The sequence below is a fragment of the Eubacterium sp. AF19-12LB genome (assembly GCF_003479125.1).
GTDB classification, from domain to species: domain Bacteria; phylum Bacillota; class Clostridia; order Lachnospirales; family Lachnospiraceae; genus Eubacterium_U; species Eubacterium_U album.
The window spans coordinates 213,752-233,772 of record NZ_QUGP01000006.1; the positions used below are offsets into that span (position 1 = coordinate 213,752).

Here is a 20,021-nt window from a genome sequence, read left to right on the forward strand (position 1 = left end):
TGCCATTTTTATTAACAATTCTTATATTCCATACAAACTTACAGCTACTTCAAATTCTTCTCCTTTATCAATAAATTCTACATACCCACCATATTTTTTTACAATATTCTCTATACTTGATACTCCAATTCCATGATTATGCCCATCATGTTTACTAGTTTGTTTTATATTCACTAACTCCTTTATCTTGCTGTTGCAGATTTTTATAAACATTGTATTCTTCTTATAAATTATGTCTATTTTAATCCATCTGTCTTCCATATTAATTTTTTTGCAAGATTCTATTGCATTATCTAATATATTTCCTAACAGGATTCCTGCATCTTTATAATCAAGATTAACGGATTTTGGTACTTTAATGTTTACATATGTCTTTATTTTCAAATTTTCTGCCAGGCACATCTTGTGATTTATTATCGTATTTATAACTATATTAGATGTATATAATTTTTTGTTACTCGCATCTAACTCATTAATGATTTTATATATTTCTTTTGAAATCTCATTATTCTTTTGTGCCTCTGAGCATATCGCTAATAGCATATTTTTCAAATCATGCTTAATTCTTCGTATCTCTTTATTACTTTTTTCCACTTCATTATAATATTGTTCTTTTGCCTGTGCCTCTTGTAACAACATTTCCTTTTCATAATTATCCGATAATGTTTCTGTTACTTTAACAAACATTTTAAACATTAAAACATTACTCGAAATTGTCATAACTATTATCATTAAACACATTATAATAACCGGATTATTCTTACTGTTTTGAATAATATTCATAGTTATACAACATATACAAACACATGTAAGTGGAATAATAACCAGATATTTACTTATATCAAAAGACAATTTAGGGAATTTTATTTTCCTAACTTTACAAATTGCATAAACTATTAAAAAGCGGATAATTTCGCAGATAAAAGAACTTCCATAGTAACGGATAAAATATGGAATTGCCTGTCCTAAAAAATTCAAAACAAAAAATCCTATCAGTTCCGCTACAATTCCAAATCCTATGTACAAAACCGGTAGAATTATATGATACGAAATACTATATGAAAATGAGCAACTATATAGATAAATCATCAATATACATAAAATCAGATTTGCATTTGGATTGTGAAACTGATTTACAACACTAATCCAAATTATGCATCCACAAAAAAGAATCGTACAATATTTCTTTTTCATAGTTCTTTTTTCACTAAAACTCTTAAAATATTTGAAAATAATCAAATAATCAATTATATTTATTATTAAATCATAAATTAAATTCATACCTGCCCCCTTAAATAATTCAAGTGTTTTTTCTTAATTTCTTTTCTATAATCTCTGCTTACATATAGCATCCTGTCATCTTGCAAAATTACATTTTCTCCTATAATCCCTTCGATTTTTGAAAGATTTACAATCAACGATTTATTTAACATTCCAAACATTTCATCATCTAATTGTGACCATATTTCTTTCAATGTCATATTACATTGATATTTTTTATCATCAATTGTATATATCCATACTTTTCTACCATCTTTTTCTAAATAACAAATATCTGAAAATGCAATGTTGTAATTATTTTTTTTGTAAGAAAATACAAAGCTCCTTCTCTTTATTTCTAAATAGTTCTTTGTTTTCTCTAATGTATTTTTTATTTTTTCGAAGGTTAACGGTTTTTGTATAAAGTCAAATGTTACGGTTTCAAACACATCAAACACATATTGCGAATGACTGGTCATAAAAATAATTAAAGAATCAACATTTTTCTCTCGAAGTTTTTTTGCAAAATCTATCCCTGACATTTCTTTCATTTCAATATCTAATATAAACACATCAAAATTAACATTATTTTCTGTTATGTATTTCTGTAATTCTTCCGCACAAAAAAACACCTCATATTCCAATGATTTATCGTGAATAATTTGAAGAAATTCTTCAATCTGTTCAATAATCACCCTATCATCATCACAAATTGCAATATTCATTTTCTGACCTTCTCTTTCTTAATTAGTAGGGATTTTGTAATTATATCATAATTCAATTTCAAAAGCATCTTTATTTGGGCTTAGGTAAACTCGTGCAACTTGCCCTATATTTAACTTATTTTTAAATTTGTAGGGCTTTTAAAATGCTTTGAGCTTAGTTCCACATATTTATGTACTTAGGAAATTTTATTTTAAACGTATAAACTATTTCCAATTATCCCCTATTGTTTAAATATTACGAAATTGTTACAATTCATCTTGTAATTGGCCAGTACAAATCTAAAATAAGGAGGACGAAACTATGTGTTTTAAATTCAATAGCTGTTCCGAGTTATTTAATGCTCTTTGCAATTTTTTTAAATTCGGTTGTTAGTTAGTAAAAGGTAATATTTATCATTTATAAATTACCTATACAATTGCAATATGGCTAAAATGAAAAAGCCCTTTTCATTTTAGCCATATTTTTTAACCATATAAATTCTATTCCTCTGTTTTTTCTACTGCAGCAATTGCTTGAGAAAATTGTCCTACTCCTACGCTGTTTATCTTTTCTAAAATTTAATCACAACATTAAATGCTTCGTCTGACTTTGATGCCTTTTCTATTGCTTCGTCAAGTTTTTCTAACGGATATTCATCCGTGATAATTGATTCAATATCCCATCGTTTACTTTTCATTATTTGCTATATTGCATGTTTCAAATCCAAGTTTTTTTGCAATATTCAATCTGAAATCTGATAAATCTGCTATTATAACTTGATCTAATCCAAAATATTTTAGCGTAATTGCAGCTGCAATTCCAATTGTTCCACATCCAAATACAATTGCTTTTTCTCCTTTTTGTGGTTGTAAACGTCTTGCAGCTCTGCATCCCACTGTAAAAGGCTCAATTAAACTTGCTTCCCTGTCACTTATTTCAGCCGGTATAAAATAAAGTGAATGCTTTAACTTTGCCTCCGGTACTAAAATATACTCTGAAAAGCCGCCTATTGTTCCTGCTCTCTTTGTATCATTTTTTACAAATCTTAGATACGGATATACTCTCTTTTCCAAGATAAATTCCTGCTTTCGTAAAATTCTTCTCCAAATATTCATTACTGCTTATTATAATAATTTAAATTTGACCATAATATTAAATTGTTTTGTAATTACTAAATTTAACTAATATTAATATTTTTAACACTGCAAGATTACATTAAATAATTTATTAATTAGATGTATTTACACATTTTAAAATTATGTCACATATATGTTCTTCTGACATTTTGCAATCATTTTGTAGCCATTCTTTTACAACAGCAATCATTCCATTTATGTAAAATGCTGCAATATATGTTTTTTCTTCATTTGAAATACTATACATATCCATTGTCGGACTAAAAATGTGTTTAAACATTTTTTTATAAATCGGATAATTTACTCCCATTCATGCCAATTATTATTTCCAAAATAAACATCAGGTTTCCATTACCTATTACCTTCATTGACAGACACATCCCTATTCCTGTAATTAATGCTGATAAAATACCAAAAGTATAAGTAAATATCGTTGCCGGCATTTTTGCCTTTCTGTCAAGTTTTCTTAATGCCACCACTTTTGATGTATCCTTTGGTGCATATTCATTTGATTTCTAACTGTTTTTACTCTTTGTTTCATAGCGATTTATTTTACTCTTCTGTCAGACGATTTTATTCTACTCTTATTGTGTTTTTTTCTGCTCTATGTTACACTTTTTATACTTGCGATTAAAAAGTATATGAGAGGTAAAAAATTATGAAAAAACACAATAATAAAAGGAGTTCTTTTTCCGGAAAGCTGGGATTTGTATTATCTGCTGCCGGAGCTTCTGTAGGTCTTGGAAACATATGGCGATTTCCGTATTTAGCTGCTAAATATGGCGGCGGGATGTTCTTATTAGTATATATCATTCTTGCCCTGACATTTGGATATACAATGATTGTTGCTGAAACATCTATTGGACGTATGACTAAGAAAAGTCCTGTGGGTGCTTTTAAATTTTTTGGCAACTCTAAGTTTGCATCTTTAGGCGGATGGATTAACGCTATTATTCCTATTCTCATTGTTCCATATTATTCTGTAATTGGTGGATGGGTTATTAAATATTTAGCCGAATATATAATTGGCGGCAGCAAATTATTAGCGGGTGATGACTATTTTACTAATTTTATTACAGGTGGTTTTTCCGCTGAAATCTGCTTTATAATATTTACATTTATTACTTTAGCCATTATTTATGCCGGAGTTAGAAATGGTATTGAACGTGTATCAAAATTTATGATGCCTATTTTAATTGTTTTATCAATTATAATTACAATTTATTCTATGACACGACCTGGTGCTTTAGCCGGAGTAAAATATTTCCTTATTCCTAATTTTGAGAATTTTTCATGGATGACTGTTGTTGCTGCAATGGGACAGATGTTTTATTCTTTATCAATTGCTATGGGAATTTTAATTACATTCGGCTCATACATGAAGAAGGATTTATCAATCGAAGATTCTACTAAAAATGTAGAAATATTTGATACCGCTATTGCGATTATGGCTGGCTTAATGATTATCCCTGCAGTATTTGCTTTCTCTGGTGGTGACCCTGATGCCTTAAATGCAGGTCCTTCATTAATGTTCATCACTATTCCTAAAATGTTTGAAAGCATGGGACTTAGCACGGTTGTTGGAATTTTATTCTTTACATTAGTTTTATTTGCAGCACTTACGAGTTCAATAGCCTTAACTGAAAGTGCTGTTTCAACTTTTCAAGATGAATTTGGATGGGGCAGAAAGAAAGCTACTTTCATTCTTGGTGGAATAATGCTTGTTCTAGGAAGTTTATCAGCTCTTGGTTATGGACCTTTAGCCTGTGTAAAAATCATTGGAATGCAATTTTTAGATTTCTTTGACTTTTTAACAAACTCTGTAATGATGCCAATTGCAGCATTTGCCATATGTATACTCGTTTCAAAGGTAATTGGTCTTAATAAGATTGAGGAAGAGGTTCTTAACGGCGAGGGAAAATTTCGCAGAAAGAAAATTTTTAATTTTATGATTAAATATCTTTGTCCTATATTTGCAACAATTATTCTTCTTAGTTCAATCGCAAATGCATTTGGATTGATTACAATATAAAAAAGGGATACTATATTATTGAAAAAGTAATTAGTTTATATGCTACTTTTTCATGTAAAAATTTTCAAAAAATAACTGCCATGCCTCAAAAGACTCTGACAGTTGATGTAAAATTAATGTATGAACTCAAACATTAACTTACAGAAAATTTATAATTTAAATCAGTGCAACTAAATATAACATAGAAGAAAACAGTAACAAAGAATCAGACTAAACGTCGTATAAATTTAATAAGCCGCTAATAACGGCTTATTAAATTACACCATAAAAAGTGACAGAAAAGATTAAAACTTCAATAGAAACCTCAAAAAATGCATAAATGAAACTGTCACTTCACGAATTTTCATTCGTTAAAGCGACAGCCCCTCTAAATAAGAAAGATAAAATAAATATATTTAAGGCCAAATTATCCTTCATATATTATCAAACCATATTATTTAATTTATAGTTTTTCTTCTATATATTTTTTTATAGTCTTTAATGATTTTTTTTCATTATCTCCATTAATTAATATTGATATTTTCTGACCATATTTAGCACATAAACCTACAACTTCAGTTATATTTTTTATATTTGCTATCTTTCCATCTTTGTTTATATACACTTCAATTGCATACTCGCTTGCAATGTTTGCTAATTCTGCGGCTGGTCGTGCATGTAATCCATCTATGCAACTTATTATATGGTCAATTTGAATCATATTTGCCTCCTTAACATTATATTTCCTTTAATGCCTCATCCAAAACTTTTTTTGCATTCATCATTCCAAAATCCTGAGCAGCAATTGCCATTACCGGAATTCCTTCTGCCTGTTTTTTTATGTCATCTAATGCAAATCTTATTTGTGGTCCAAGAAGTATAACACTTGTTCCTTCAAGATTATCACCTAACTCTACCATTGGGATAGCATCTACACTGGCATCTAACCCTCTTGTTTTTGCTTCCTGCTCAAGTTTCATTTTCATAATCCCGGTACTCATACCTGCATTACATACTAACAAAATCTTCATATTAATCTTCATTCCTTTCTCGTTGTTTGGGCACAAATAGTAATGAAAAATTTTATTTTTCAACCTATTATCCTACGATGTAAAATTATCTATTTTATGCCTGCGTGCTCTCTTCCATCACTTCTTCTTTTATTTTCTGTTTTTCATATATTTTGAAGAATGGGAAGTATATAATTATGTCAATTACAATTAAAGCACAAATTAAAATTAATGCTTTAATATCCATAGTATCAATAAGTCCACCTATTGGACAAAACATATTCCAACTTGCATATGCAAAAGTTTTTGCTACAATTCCCGTATTCATTGCTATATATGTAATTACACCATTTAACGGCATAACCAATATGAAAGGCAACATCATTGTTGAATTGTACATAAGTGGCAAACCAAAAATCAACGGTTCATTAATGTTAAATAATGAAGGAATAATAGCTATTTTTCCTATTGTCTTAAGTTGTTTTGATTTACTGAACAATGTTAAAATAGCAAGTCCAAGTGTTGCACCACTACCTCCAATAGCCATAAATGTCCACCAAAATGGCTCAGTAACAATATACGGAAGTGCTACTGCTGCTGTACCAGCTGCAAAGGCAGCCTGATTAGCTGTAAAATTATTCATTAAGAATGTATCCAACGGACCTGTTATTACTGTATCATGAATACCAAACCACCAGAAAATCATAACTATTAATGCTAATATAACAACTCCCCAAATACTGTCAACCATATTAACTATAGGTGTCATAATAAGTTGCATTATTGCCGGAATTCCTACTCCCGTAAAGTTTAATAATACTGCGTCAACTGTTGCAACTGCTACCAAAACAATCACTATTGGAACAAGGTTTCCTATCGATTCGGCAAGTGCAGGTGGAACTCCACCACCTTCCAAATTGATGTATCCAACCTTTCTGTCAGATAAAAATCTGTATAATTCAAAAGATACAATTGTTACTAATATTGCAACAAATAAACCTTTTCCATCCAGATAATCAAAAACTAACGTTCCCTCTTTGTTCATAGTTGCTGTTATCATAAATGACGCAACTGAAACTGCAACTGTAACCCATGATTTGTCCATCTTATAATGTTTGCCTAAATTAATTGCTAATCCAATTGATGTCCACAATGCAATCAGAGACATTGTTACCGAATAAACATACCCCAGTGCTGGACTTGTAAACGATGCAATATTTGCCCATCCGTGCATAATAGCCTTAAGCACACCTGAATCCATTGTTGTATAATCCATTGGCGGTGATATAATAATAAGAGCAAAACTTCCTATAGTGAATAGTGGAATTAAAGCTAGGAATGTGTTTTGCAAAGCTTGAAGATATTTCTGTCTTGCCAATTTATTTGCAAGTGGAGATATCTTCTTTTCAATCCAATTACTAAATTTTTCCATTGTAACTTCCTCCTTTTTCTTTTATAAATTCTTTATACCAATGATAACTGTCTTTCGGTATTCTCTTGCAGTTATCATCAAAGTCTATATAAACTAAACCATAACGTTTCTTATAACCGTTAATCCAACTGTAAACGTCCATTGTTGACCATACAAAATATCCTCTACAGTCACAACCTTCAACTATAGCTTTTTTAATCCAATCTACATATCCCTGTAGAAAATTAATTCTATACTGATCATGTATTTTTTCACCTTCAACTATGTCATACTCTCCCAAACCATTTTCCGTAATAATAATTGGTGTATCAGGATATAATTCCTTAAATTCCATCAACATATCATATACTGATTTAGGATATATTTCTGTTCCCCAAGGTGTTTTCTTCGTATTTGGATCATCATCCAGCGCACACCAGTCTTTTATTTCCATTTCCTCATTTTTTGATGAGTCTCCTGTATTATTCACCTCCATTACAGTTTCTCTTCCTGTACAAGGTTTAACCAAAAATCTGCAATATGCATTCACACCAAGATAATCTACTGTTCCTGCCTTAAATATTTCTTTGTCTTCTTCTTTCATATATGACAAATCATAACCTAACTCTGTTAAATGTTCTATATATTCATCAGGATAATATCCCTTTATGCATGTATCATTAACTGACGTGTTAAAAAATATATTTGCAAGCTTTTTCGCCTTCCTATATTCTTCATTATCCTTTAATATTTCAATTGGATAGCTATCACTTACAAGTCCTATCATTCCCTTATATCCCATATTTTTATATGCTTTAACAGCTCTTGCGCTAGCTAACATTAAATGATACATAGCTTTCCACCGTCTCTCAAGATTCTTTACATTAGGAGGATAATTTCCAAAACCATAACAGCAAAGTGTTTCGTAATTTGGTTCATTTATTGTTGCCCAATAATTTACTTTGTCTCCAAATTCCTTAAAGCAAACCTTTACATATTCTTCATACGCATCAACTGTTGCCCTGTTTTCCCATCCACCATTTTCAAATAAGGATTGTGGTAAGTCATAATGATATAATGTTACTAACGGTTCTACATTATATTTTTTACATGTGTCAATTAATCTATTATAAAAATCAATACCTTCTCTACTGATTTTTCCTACACCATCCGGTATTATTCTTGTCCACGCAATGGAGAATCTATATGCATTCTGATTTCCATCTGCTATCATTTTTATATCTTCTTCATATCTATGATAATGATCACATGCTACATCTCCTGTTACAGGATTTATATTGTTTTTTTCACTATGACAAAAAGTGTCCCAATTGGACATTCCTTTGCCACCTTCTTTCCATCCTCCCTCACATTGATAAGCTGCTGTAGCACTTCCCCACAAGAATTTTCTATCCATTAATTTTCTCCCTGTACAATGTTATAAATTCTTTTGCAACACGTTCATACATTATTGTCGTCATTAAATGATCCTGTGCATGAACTAACATTATGCTATATTCAATATCCTTTCCCTGAGCCTCCTTTGCCAGCAATTCTGTCTGAGCGTTATGAGCGTTAGTTAACTCACTTTCTCCTTTTTTTATTAGCTCATCAGCTTCATCAAACTCTCCATTTCTTGCTTTTTCCACTGCCTTAAAAAAAGATGAAAACGCATCTCCGGCATAGCTTATAAGTTGAAAAGCTACCATTTGTGCTTCTTCTCTATTCATATTTTTTTCTCCTTTCGTTTCTTTATGCTGCTATTATATTTCACTTGATTTGCGATTACAAATCGACTTTTGCGGTATACACCGCATTGAAGTATTTGCCTGTACTTTATCAATATTGTATAATTTAATTACTTTTATAACGTATTTTTTATTAAGGAGATTGTTATGAACAGATTCACTAAGCGGCAAAAAAAAATAATTAAAGAAATCAGTAGTTCTAATGATTATATAACAGGGAAATCACTAAGTTTGATTTTAAATGTTTCTTTAAGAACTATTCAATCTGAAGTTGCTGAAATAAATAAAGTCCTACCGTTAATTTTATCAACTAACAGAGGATATTCTCTTGATTACAATATGTATAAAGCATTAACTTTCCAGCTATCTGAAGATGAACAAAATTTGGAACATATAATTTTGAAAAAAGTATTTTTTCACACGCCTCATTATAATATTGATGACCTGGCGGATTCTCTATATATTAGCACTACTACCTTGGAAAAATACTTTAAAACAATAAATAAAACTTTAGAAAATTTTGATTTAAAAATATCAAGAAACAACAACACTGTTTTTGTTGTTGGCAACGAATTAAATAAGCGCAAATACTTAAACAAAATTATTTTTGATGAAATTAATCCGGCTTTTAACAGTATTGACAATCTGACCAATTATTTTGAAGGCATCGATGTTGATAAAATAAAGATAATTATTCTAAACTCAATAAATAAATATGACTACTATATTGATAATGCTTACTATAACAATTTAATTGTAAACATTACTATAGCATTATACAGAATGCGTACGGATCATTATGTTTCACAACCGATTAATAATATATCCGACCATTCTGATAATATAGAATCGAAAATTGCAAACGAAATTTGTACTCAGTATTCAGCACATTGCAATATTGCTCCTACAAAAGATGATATTTTTTATATTTCATCATTATTAGAGGGAATAATAAAACCTATAAACCAAAATCATCTGATAAGTTCTAAAGATATCTTGTCGGAAGATTTTATAGAAGATATCCGAGAGATTTTATTAAATGTATTTTCTTATTACATGTTAGAAATTAATTTTGATGAGTATCTTTATAGTTTTGCTCTACATATACATGGTTTAATTAAAAGAGCTAACAGTATTCAGTCATCAGGAAACGATTTTCTCTATAATATAAAGAAAAATTGTCCTTTTATATATGATGTATCTGTTAATATTGCTCAAAAACTAAATAAAAAATACAACATTCATATTGCTGATTCTGAAATCGGATACATAAGCATACATATTGGATATCTTATTGAATCATCTAACACTGATTCTGATAAAGTTTCTATTTTGCTTTTATGTCATGATTACCACCATATTGACTCTAATATTGAAAAAAAACTTTTAGATAATTATGACAATTTTATAACACTAAAATTATTTAACACTAATAACAGTTCTACTTTAATTGATGCATACTCTGATTTGATTATAACTACACAACCTTTAAATCTCATTGGAAAAGAAGTTATTGTGGTATCACCATTTTTTACTATGATGGATCAAATAAACATAGATAATGCCATTCATAAATGTTTAGAAAACAAGCAAAAAATTAAAAGAAACAATATGTTATCATCATTTTTTGATAAAAAGCTTTTCTTTAAATCAAACAATTTTAGCAATAAGGAAGATGTTATTAAGTTTTTGGGACAAAATGTTATAGATTATGGTTTGTGTAAAGATGGTTTTATTGAATCTGTTTTAGAACGTGAACAATTATCTTCAACATGTTTTTTTGACACCTTTGCAATTCCACATGCTTTAGACATGAACGCTACCCATACTATGATTTGTGTTCTTACTAGTGAAAATGGCATTAAATGGGACGAACATACTATTCATATTGTTTTAATGTTAGCCGTCCAACAAAATGACAGGAAAAAATTCATGGAATTATATAATGGTATAGTCCAGACATTAGAAAAGCCTGAAAAAGTTAACAAACTTGTATCAGCTGACAGTCTAATGTTCTTTCTTGAACAATTGTTAGAAAAATAAAATTATGAATGTCAAACATAACTTATGAGATTTAAATACATAAGATTGAGGCTGTTCATACCTCGGATATGCTTCCTTCTAAATAGACAAGTGAAAAATCACTTAATATTTAGAAGGGAGCATTTTCTATGTTAAAATCCACAATCAGTCCATAAGATAATCTTGATTCTATTCATATAATTAAATCTGTAAAGAAAGTATGACTCATATGGCCAATAGACTAGAAATTACACTAACTTCTATTTAGCAATGGATAACTATTTACAACAATTCTAGTGAAGATGAATTTTACGTATCTACATATAAACATTACCCAAAATAATTAAAAGAGCAAGCTGTATTGAATTATCTTTCAGACAATCAAGGAAGGAAATAGAATTTATGGATATTCCATTAATGCACTATGCAACCTTGGAAAAGTAAGTTGAGCTTCCTATTATAAATGACTTAATAGGAAAATCCCGGCTACTGAAACTAAAAACATATTAAGCCGTGAATTTTCTGCCTATACACCAAATAAAAATAGTTAACTGCTGTTACAGAATTTAAGTATTATATTTGAACTGAAAAATATAATGTGTACTTGAGTGCAATACTCGATTTATATGACAGAAAAATTGTTGCTTACGTAGTCAGAGACAGCAATAAAAGATTACAAAGAAATTTAGGAATATTAACACTTATTGAAAACACAAAAACTATTTAAAAGTAGAATAAAAACATCCAGCAGGAATATCCTGCTGGATAGAAAAATTTTTTATTGTTTTAATTGTCTACTTAACATGAAGCAATTCACCCATTAATAGCATCCTTTTTTTATTGAAATTATTTAACTATTTTGATTAATATCTTTGACCATTTTCCTGTTTTTTTGCCATTTATTGCTCTAACCCTAATGTAGTAATTCCTGATTTTAAGTTTCTTTAATACATATACTTTTTTACTTGTCATATATGTAGTTGTTTTTGATTTTTTGAACTTCTTATTTGCTGAAATACTTACCTCGTATTTTTTAACATTCTTACTCTTTGTCCAGCTTATTTTTATTGAACGTTTTTTTACTTGCTTTACTTTAAGATCTTTTACCTTTGCAGGTACTTTTTCTTTAATTATATCTGTTGTCTTTAAAGTTTCATTATTTGTTGTTTCGGCATTAGCTGTCGTATTGATACCTTCAATTTTTGTTGCAGGTTCTGTTGCTGACTCATTTTCTTTTGTTGCAGGTTCTGTCGTCGACTCATTTTCTTTTATTGAATGATTCTTAGGCAAAACCTCAAATTCAATTTTAGCATCAGGGTTTACGTAATTTATGCTTCCCGTATCCTGTAAATCTGAAATTGTGTCAGTTGATTCATCTACTGTTACTGTCTTAACCTTTATACTTTCATCTGTTACTGTAATAACATCATATACAGGCATTCCCGGTGTTCCAGTAATTTCTGCATATCCCGGAATTGTGCTGTTAGCTGAATCCTGTTTTGATGCACAGCCACCGCACTCAAGATAAACTGTTCCGTTTTTATCTTCTACTCCATTTTTTAAAGCTTTTGTTCTAATGTATGAGTGGTCATGACCGAATAATACTAATTCTACATTGTATTTGTCAAAAACAGGTGTAAATGCTTCTGAAACATCTCCTGCAATTCCTGCTCCGCCATATGGTCCTCTGTGTATTGCTGCGATAATATATTTCTGTTTTGTTTTTGACATATCATCTGCTGCCCACTTAGCCTGTGACTTTAAGCCTTCACCCTTACATTCTGAATTCAAAACTACGAAATGTACTTTTCCGTAATCGAAAGAATAAACTGTTCCCGGTGTCACACCTTCTTCTGTACATTCATTTGGAACTGAAAAATGTTCTCTAAAAGCCCATGCATCATATGAAGATGTCTGTTCATGATTGCCTACTACCGGAATATATGCTGTACTTCCAAACATTCCCTGAGACTTTCCTATAAACCATCTCCATTCATCTTCAAAATAATTTGTATCTACAAGATCTCCTGTTTCCATAATAAATACAGGGTTATATGTATTTGCTATTTTTGTAACTGCTTTCTGGAAAATATCATATCCCGACTCTGTTTTAGACTGACTGTCTGATGCTCTTACAAAAGTAAAATCATCAGATAAACTTCCTGTTGTAAATGAATAAACCTCTGATTTTACATCTCCACATACTGCCTGATAATAATATTTTGTATTCTTTGAAAGTTCTGTTGCCTCTGCTCTAAACACACTTGCACTTTCCTTGTGGTTTAAAGCTTTTGTAGCATTAAATTTCTTAGCATTTGTCATATTTTCATTTACAGATACATTTACATAGCCTTCTGAAAAACTAGCCGGCATTTGCCATGTAAACTTTCTGGTACTTTCAACATTGTTGCCAAAAGTATTTGTTAATACGTTAATTTCACTACTGCTTAATGATGTAGTTTCCTTAAATTCCGGCATTGGTGTTGCGTACCATGCACCATCTGCTGTTGTTCTTGGTCTTGCCCACTGAAGATAATCAGCATCTGTTGCATTATATTCAATTATTACAAAGTCACCATCATCTTCACCAATTGCATTACAGTCAGTATCCTGAAAATCAATTCTTCTAACAGCCTTCTTAGTTGACTGACTGTCTGTTGCATAACCTTCAAAAGCAAAAGCCTTTTCGCTTTCCATTGAATCATTGCCATGAACACCTACAAGGTCAACATATCCTTCTTTTAACGGTTTCTTCGATGTGTTATCAAAAATATTATTATCTGTTAAAAGCTGTTGATTGCTCATTAATGTAACTGCTACACCTTTGCCATTAATTATAATATCATCCCACTGCATGTCACCTGTAGGAACCTGAAAATTAGCCGGTGTAGTGTTATCCTTATACTTCTTAGTTCTTATTAAATAAGATGAATGTGCCGGAATACTTCCATTAAGATCAAGCTTATGCCATCCCGGATCATTCTTGTCATCGCCTGTAGCACCTTCATACTGAACAGACCATGTGGATAAGTCTACCTCTGAATCTGTAGGATTGTATAATTCAATAAAACCATGCGAACCTGCACCCTTATTATTTCCGCCACCATACACCTGGTTAATAATTACATGATTTACTGCTACATTATAATTTCCTGCCCCGTCATATGGAGTTCCTGCTTCAACAGTTGCCGCATTAATTTGATTTACACTATTATTTAATGGCATTCCATTTAATCCTGATGCCACAATACCGGCAATAAGAACTGCCCCTATTGCTTTACTTGTATTTTTTCTCATAATTTCCTCTCACTTTTCTAAACTTAATTTACGTGTACTCACATATAATAATTCGTAATATTAAAGCCTCTGTATACTTTATGTCAAAGTTACGTAAAAAATAAAAAAGTGAAATTAAAGTCATTAAAAATATCTGAATATTAAAAAAATGCAAAAAATATATAGAAAACAATACACTTATCCAAATAACAAAAAGAAACCAGAAGCTCCCCATAAAGGTTAGCTTATGGTTACATATTCAACTATCCCCAAACTTCTTTAGCTATTTCTTTAACAAGCTTAAGCTTTGCCCACTGCTCTTCTTCTGTAAGCTTGTTTCCGATCTCGCATGATGCGAATCCGCACTGAGGACTTAAGTAAAGTCTGTCTAATGGAATATATTTTTCTGCTTCGTGTATTCTCTTTATTACTTCTTCCTTGTTTTCTAACTTAGGTGACTTAGTTGTAATTAAGCCAAGGACTACCTTCTTGTCCCCTGAAACCTTGGCAAGTGGTTCAAAGCCGCCTGAACGTTCGTCATCAAATTCAAGATAATATGCATTGACATTTTCTTCGCCGAACAATATATCTGCTACCGGATCATATGCTCCGCTGTTAGCATATGTTGAATGGAAGTTTCCACGACATACATGTGTGTTAATTACTATGTCCTTAGGTGCATTTGCGATAACCTTATTATTTATATCCTTGTGTGCTTTCTGGATTTCAATTAATCCTGACTGTGTTGTTCCGTATGCAAGATGTCCTGACTTATCTGCCATCATTTCCCATGTACAATCATCTAACTTAATGTTTCTGCATCCTGCTTCATACAAGTCATTAATAACCATGCCGTATGCTTTTACAATATCGTCTGCTAATTCCTTATCTGTAGCATAATATTTTAATGTGTGTTCTCTGCTAAATGGCATTGTAAACTATGCTAAAAACTGTGCAGGTGATGGAATAGTTTGCTTTGCTATAGTATTTTCATCTTCAAACTGTTTCACGAATTTGAAATGTTCAACAAAAGGATGCTCTCCTTTTATGCCAACTTTTCCTACTAAATATGTGTCGTCGGCCATTGCGTCTTCACCGTGGAAAGGTAAGCCTGTCTTAGTTGGTGTGTTTCCCACTCCGTCGAATCCCCACATAAAATCAAGATGCCATGTTGCACGTCTGAATTCTCCATCTGTAATTACGTTATATCCTAAATTTTTAGTTTTTATAATTAACTCTGTTATGCTTTCATCCTCAACCTTTTTCAGTTCTTCGTACCCTATATTTCCATTGTCGAACTGTTTTCTTGCTTCCTTAAGCTTCTCCGGTCTTAAGAAACTTCCTACAAAGTTGGTTCTAGATATTCATTGACCCATTAAACAAAATTAAAGTTTTTCATCCCTCTATTTTACGTCTCTGTATAACGGTAACATTTTTTGTAGCATTTTTCCATATATTTTCACAGCTTACTGTAACATTTTTTATATCTATATATTTACATATATTTATGTAACTGTATTTACATATATTTCTGTAACCTGTTTGTTTTCACAATACGTATCTGTTATAATATTTTCCAGTTTCATTATACTTAATGCTTAAAGGAGGACTTTTACAATGTCTTTATTTATTACAATACTAGTTACTTTTTTTGCTGGAATGGGTGCCGGACTTGGTACAGGATTTGCCGGAATGAGCGCCGCCGCAGTTATCAGTCCTATGTTAATCACTTTTCTTGGTATGGACCCTTATATGGCGGTAGGTATAGCACTTTCATCAGATGTTCTTGCCAGTGCTATCTCTGCTTACACTTATGGGAAAAACAAGAATCTTGACATTAAAAATGGTATTATTATGATGGTCAGTGTTCTTGCATTTACAGTTGTCGGAAGCTATGTTTCCAATCTTGTTCCTTCAACTACAATGGGTGGATTTTCAGTATTTATGACTTTTATTCTGGGTATTAAATTTATCGTAAAACCTGTTATGACAACTAAGGAAGCTATGGAAAATGTATCTGCAAAAAAACGTGCCATCCAGTCAGTTATATGTGGCGTTTTAATTGGATTTATATGTGGTTTCATCGGTGCAGGAGGTGGCATGATGATGTTACTTATACTAACATCTGTTCTTGGCTATGAATTAAAAACTGCAGTCGGAACAAGTGTATTTATTATGGCCTTCACTGCATTTACAGGTGCTGCATCTCATTTTGCCATAGGTGGCGTACCTGATGTGAAAGTTTGGATTTTGTGTATTTTGTTCACATTAATCTGGGCTAGAATTGCAGCAGTTTTTGCAAATAAAGCAACACCTAAAACCTTAAATCGTGCAACAGGTATTATACTTGTAGTTCTTGGAATTGTTGTTATGGGATTTTCTATGTTTGCATAACCACAAAACTGGAAATATTATATTTAAAAATACAGATAAACTTTTGTTATTAAAATTTATCTGTATTTTTTATTTCATTATGACTAAAATTTTCTTAGCCTTAATCTTAAATAATTTTCTAAATTTTCAATATTATCATAACCATAAATTTTATTTAATTTTTGTTACAATTTGAAATGTTCCTTTACAAATTCCATATCCTGAACCAACTCTACTGTTCCTAAATAATCTTTTTTTTCATTTCTTACTGCCATATAGGTCACTAACATTGTTCTTCCATTCTTTTCCATCCATACCGGTACCTTGTCCATATTTCCACTTTTAAATTCTTCTATAATTCTTCTCACCTGTTTTTCTACTTTTGGAGGATGACATGAAAACACTTCCCTTCCAATAGCCATTTCCGGTCGCTTAAATACCTTAGGGCCTTCATTAAAATATCTGTTTATATTTTCTGTATCTACAAATGTTATTTCAAGTGGAATTGTATTAAGCATAGCTGCAAGCTGTTCTACTGTCATTGTTCCTCCAGCCATCACTATTTCATCTTCTTTTACTTTCCTGTCTTCTACTATTTTTTTCTTTTTAGTAATATATGCCTTTTCTGCTTCTTCCCAAATCACATTTTCTACATCCAGACATTTTTCATAATCCTTTGAGTCTATATATATGTCATACCACTCTGTTTCCGTAAAATTTAATGCACAATTAGGAAAAAGTATATTTGCCTCTTTATATATCATTTCTTTTATTCGAATTAAAACCGCTTTAAATCTCTCTTTCCATTCGTTATCCTGTTCATCTGCATTGTATAATTTTGTTATTTCATCCCTGATTTCATCATCTACCGTCCACATTACATCCGATGGTCCACTAATATCATACTTAACTTTTAAATGGGGATACAGCAAATCTCCCTTCTTTGCATAATGAATTGCTATCTGTCTTAGATTAGTTAATAATTCTTTCTCAATATTTCCATCATTTGCAACACCCATACATCTTTCAACTAGCTGTTCAATTTTTTCATTTTCACGGGTAAATGTATATAATGGATGTCCCGAAATACTAATTAGTTTTTTGGTTGCAGCCATCCTTTTTTCTTTAACAGACTGATTTGCAGCTTTTTCTGCATTTAAAATTCTTTCTTCTGTAGTTTTTCCATGGAATAATGCAGAATGTACATCACATAACTTTTGAACCTCTTCTAAAGGCGTTCCTTCTTTTAACAGCCTTTGTTCCGCTAACATAATTTCAGACGCGTCAACCTCTTTAAATTCTTTTACAAAATCAGCACGTACACTTTCGAGGTTGTCTTTATTTTTAAGTCTTTTTAAATACTCTTTAATTTTTTCTATTACATCTTCTCTAGTCAACTTATCACCACTTCTACTAATATTTAATTTATCCATTTCTTAATTCCTTCCCAATATATATTCTATATTAGTTTTTTTATTTTTAAATATAATATACATATATTGACCGATATTGCGAAAAATGTCCTTACATCAGTTTTTTTCTGATATAAAGACACCTTAATTTTACTATAATTATTTATACCATTCTTTTCGTCTGGTTGAAAGATATGGAACTTTCTATTTTAAACTAATCTCTCCATTTTCGCCTGTTATAATAGCTGTCTCATAAAATTTCTTCACAGCCTTTATCATTAATTCTGTATCTTTTATTCCTGCCGTCTCGTATGGCGAATGCATTGCAAGCTGTGCAAGTCCTATATCTACTGTATTAAGTGATATATGACTGTTTGAAATATTTCCAAGAGTTGAGCCACCCGGAATATCTGAACGATTTACATATGACTGAACAGGCACTTCCGCTTTTTTGCAAATTTCCTTAAATATTGCTGCCGATACTGCATCAGTTGTATATTTTTGATTTGCATTATATTTAATAACAATTCCTTTATTCATATATGGTCTGTTTGTTGGGTCAGCTTTTTCCTTATAATTAGGATGTACCGCATGAGCGTTATCTGCTGAAAGCATAAATGATGATGCACACGCTCTTACAAAATCTTCATTGTCTTTTCCCTTACACATTGAAATTCGTGAAAGTACATCTGCAAGAAATGATGAATCAGCTCCCTGTTTCGTAGTACTTCCAACTTCCTCGTTGTCAAAAACAGCACATACATTTACACTTTCTTTATTTGTCTCTTTGCTTTTAATCAATGCATTTATGCAACTATACGCACACATTACGTCATCTAGTCTTGGAGCTGATATAAATTCATTATCTGCTCCCCAAATTGTCCCCAATTCTCTATTGTACACAAATAAATCTGTACTTATAATAGTTTCTGCATCTGTACCCGCTTCTTTGGCAATTATTTCTTTAAATTTATCCTTTGAATAGATTTCACCAAATAAAGGTATCATATCTTTTTGTGGATTATATTTTATTCCGTTATTGGCATCTCTGTTCATATGAATTGCAAGATTTGGTATAACACACAAATCCCTATCTACATTTATAAGAACAGGCTTAAGGGTATTTCTATCCTTTATAATAACACGTCCTGCCACGGAAAGTGGTCTGTCAAGCCAAGGTGCCATCAACATTCCACCGTACTTTTCTACATTTAATGTTACATAATTACTGTCTTCTATCATCTCAGGATTTTCTTTAATTTTAAATGCCGGTGAATCACTATGTGCAGCTGATATCTGAAAATTATAAAAATCTTCATTCTCAGGCATACGAAATGCGATTATTGACGAATCATTTCTTGTTACATAGTATTTTCCATTCGTTTTTAACTTCCACTTATCTCTTTCATTTAATTTGGTAAATCCTGATTTTTCAAGCATCTGCGAAAAATTATTTACTACATGAAATGCTGTAGGGCTTTTCTTTATAAACGCCATTAATTCTTTTGATGTATTTCTATAATTACTTTTATTTTCTGCCATGTTGTCTCCTTTTTTTATTAACTCGTTGTATTTTTATTATTATATTTTTTTAATTTCACTATTCTCAAATAAATTGTTTGCGTTTTTATTAATGTCAACTCTTTCCTTAAAATTA

19 protein-coding genes and 1 pseudogene are annotated in these 20,021 nt (G+C 31.0%); 3 read left to right on the forward strand and 17 right to left on the reverse strand.

The features are described 5' to 3' along the window. Positions 1-21: 21 nt before the first annotated feature. From DWX29_RS08085 to DWX29_RS12800, 6 genes are all read right to left on the reverse strand, one after another. Complete coding sequence (locus DWX29_RS08085) at positions 22-1,281, reverse strand: GHKL domain-containing protein (protein ID WP_118565584.1); 1,260 nt, start codon at positions 1,279-1,281, stop codon at positions 22-24. Then, positions 1,278-1,985 carry a LytTR family DNA-binding domain-containing protein gene (locus DWX29_RS08090; protein WP_022087902.1) on the reverse strand — a complete coding sequence of 236 codons (708 nt, stop codon included), beginning with the start codon at positions 1,983-1,985 and terminating at the stop codon, positions 1,278-1,280. Before DWX29_RS08090 ends, DWX29_RS08085 begins: the two co-directional genes overlap by 4 nt. A 551-nt stretch (positions 1,986-2,536) precedes the next feature. Continuing rightward, entirely contained in the window at positions 2,537-2,662 is a 126-nt protein-coding gene (locus DWX29_RS13050; protein ID WP_260978319.1) for a hypothetical protein, read from the reverse strand. After that, positions 2,652-3,038: a hypothetical protein gene (locus DWX29_RS08095; RefSeq protein ID WP_118565585.1), complete on the reverse strand. Its 387-nt coding sequence runs from the start codon at positions 3,036-3,038 to the stop codon at positions 2,652-2,654. Before DWX29_RS08095 ends, DWX29_RS13050 begins: the two co-directional genes overlap by 11 nt. A 154-nt stretch (positions 3,039-3,192) precedes the next feature. Beyond that, positions 3,193-3,381: a TetR-like C-terminal domain-containing protein gene (locus tag DWX29_RS12795; RefSeq protein WP_199663682.1), complete on the reverse strand. Its 189-nt coding sequence runs from the start codon at positions 3,379-3,381 to the stop codon at positions 3,193-3,195. A gap of 4 nt (positions 3,382-3,385) precedes the next feature. Then, positions 3,386-3,580, reverse strand: coding sequence for a hypothetical protein (locus tag DWX29_RS12800; RefSeq protein WP_199663683.1), 195 nt, complete (start codon positions 3,578-3,580; stop codon positions 3,386-3,388). A 179-nt stretch (positions 3,581-3,759) separates the two neighbouring features. Between DWX29_RS12800 and DWX29_RS08105 the strand changes: the two genes are divergently transcribed. Beyond that, the gene (locus DWX29_RS08105) at positions 3,760-5,133 is read left to right on the forward strand and encodes a sodium-dependent transporter (RefSeq protein WP_117909735.1); all 1,374 of its coding nucleotides are present in this window, start codon (positions 3,760-3,762) and stop codon (positions 5,131-5,133) included. A 442-nt stretch (positions 5,134-5,575) separates the two neighbouring features. Here the strand turns inward: DWX29_RS08105 and DWX29_RS08110 are convergent, their stop codons facing one another. From DWX29_RS08110 to DWX29_RS08130, 5 genes are all read right to left on the reverse strand, one after another. Beyond that, positions 5,576-5,833 carry an HPr family phosphocarrier protein gene (locus DWX29_RS08110; RefSeq protein WP_117909733.1) on the reverse strand — a complete coding sequence of 86 codons (258 nt, stop codon included), beginning with the start codon at positions 5,831-5,833 and terminating at the stop codon, positions 5,576-5,578. 16 nt (positions 5,834-5,849) lie between these two features. Next, positions 5,850-6,155 (reverse strand): PTS sugar transporter subunit IIB, encoded by a 306-nt coding sequence (locus tag DWX29_RS08115; RefSeq protein ID WP_243003026.1) that lies wholly within the window; start codon positions 6,153-6,155, stop codon positions 5,850-5,852. Positions 6,156-6,237: 82 nt separating this feature from the next. Further along, on the reverse strand, positions 6,238-7,554 hold the full coding sequence (locus tag DWX29_RS08120) for a PTS transporter subunit EIIC (protein ID WP_117909731.1): 1,317 nt from the start codon (positions 7,552-7,554) through the stop codon (positions 6,238-6,240). Further along, on the reverse strand, positions 7,541-8,950 hold the full coding sequence (locus tag DWX29_RS08125) for a glycoside hydrolase family 1 protein (protein WP_117909729.1): 1,410 nt from the start codon (positions 8,948-8,950) through the stop codon (positions 7,541-7,543). The genes DWX29_RS08120 and DWX29_RS08125 overlap by 14 nt, the downstream gene beginning before the upstream one ends. Then, positions 8,943-9,263 carry a PTS lactose/cellobiose transporter subunit IIA gene (locus DWX29_RS08130; RefSeq protein WP_117909728.1) on the reverse strand — a complete coding sequence of 107 codons (321 nt, stop codon included), beginning with the start codon at positions 9,261-9,263 and terminating at the stop codon, positions 8,943-8,945. Before DWX29_RS08130 ends, DWX29_RS08125 begins: the two co-directional genes overlap by 8 nt. A gap of 165 nt (positions 9,264-9,428) precedes the next feature. Between DWX29_RS08130 and DWX29_RS08135 the strand changes: the two genes are divergently transcribed. Continuing rightward, on the forward strand, positions 9,429-11,324 hold the full coding sequence (locus tag DWX29_RS08135; RefSeq protein ID WP_117909726.1) for a PTS sugar transporter subunit IIA: 1,896 nt from the start codon (positions 9,429-9,431) through the stop codon (positions 11,322-11,324). Positions 11,325-12,149: 825 nt separating this feature from the next. Here DWX29_RS08135 and DWX29_RS08140 read toward each other — a convergent pair. The 4 genes and pseudogenes from DWX29_RS08140 to DWX29_RS13125 form a co-directional block, all read right to left on the reverse strand. After that, a complete protein-coding gene (locus tag DWX29_RS08140; RefSeq protein ID WP_118565586.1) occupies positions 12,150-14,600 on the reverse strand; it encodes a metallophosphoesterase in 2,451 nt (816 codons plus the stop codon). Positions 14,601-14,842: 242 nt separating this feature from the next. Next, on the reverse strand, positions 14,843-15,511 hold the full coding sequence (locus tag DWX29_RS13115; protein WP_347497661.1) for a hypothetical protein: 669 nt from the start codon (positions 15,509-15,511) through the stop codon (positions 14,843-14,845). A 6-nt stretch (positions 15,512-15,517) separates the two neighbouring features. Then, positions 15,518-15,715: a hypothetical protein gene (locus DWX29_RS13120; protein WP_347497662.1), complete on the reverse strand. Its 198-nt coding sequence runs from the start codon at positions 15,713-15,715 to the stop codon at positions 15,518-15,520. Positions 15,716-15,763: 48 nt separating this feature from the next. Continuing rightward, positions 15,764-15,943 (reverse strand): annotated as a pseudogene (locus DWX29_RS13125) (5-methyltetrahydropteroyltriglutamate--homocysteine methyltransferase); the annotation flags it as partial. A 253-nt stretch (positions 15,944-16,196) separates the two neighbouring features. On the opposite strand from DWX29_RS13125, the gene DWX29_RS08150 reads away from it, so the two are divergent. Beyond that, positions 16,197-16,973, forward strand: a complete 777-nt coding sequence (locus DWX29_RS08150; RefSeq protein ID WP_118565587.1) for a sulfite exporter TauE/SafE family protein — start codon at positions 16,197-16,199, stop codon at positions 16,971-16,973. A 164-nt stretch (positions 16,974-17,137) separates the two neighbouring features. Here the strand turns inward: DWX29_RS08150 and DWX29_RS08155 are convergent, their stop codons facing one another. Both DWX29_RS08155 and DWX29_RS08160 read right to left on the reverse strand, forming a co-directional pair. Next, positions 17,138-18,385 carry a DUF438 domain-containing protein gene (locus tag DWX29_RS08155; RefSeq protein WP_117909717.1) on the reverse strand — a complete coding sequence of 416 codons (1,248 nt, stop codon included), beginning with the start codon at positions 18,383-18,385 and terminating at the stop codon, positions 17,138-17,140. A 183-nt stretch (positions 18,386-18,568) separates the two neighbouring features. Beyond that, positions 18,569-19,906, reverse strand: coding sequence for a M18 family aminopeptidase (locus tag DWX29_RS08160; protein ID WP_118565588.1), 1,338 nt, complete (start codon positions 19,904-19,906; stop codon positions 18,569-18,571). Positions 19,907-20,021 lie beyond the last annotated feature (115 nt).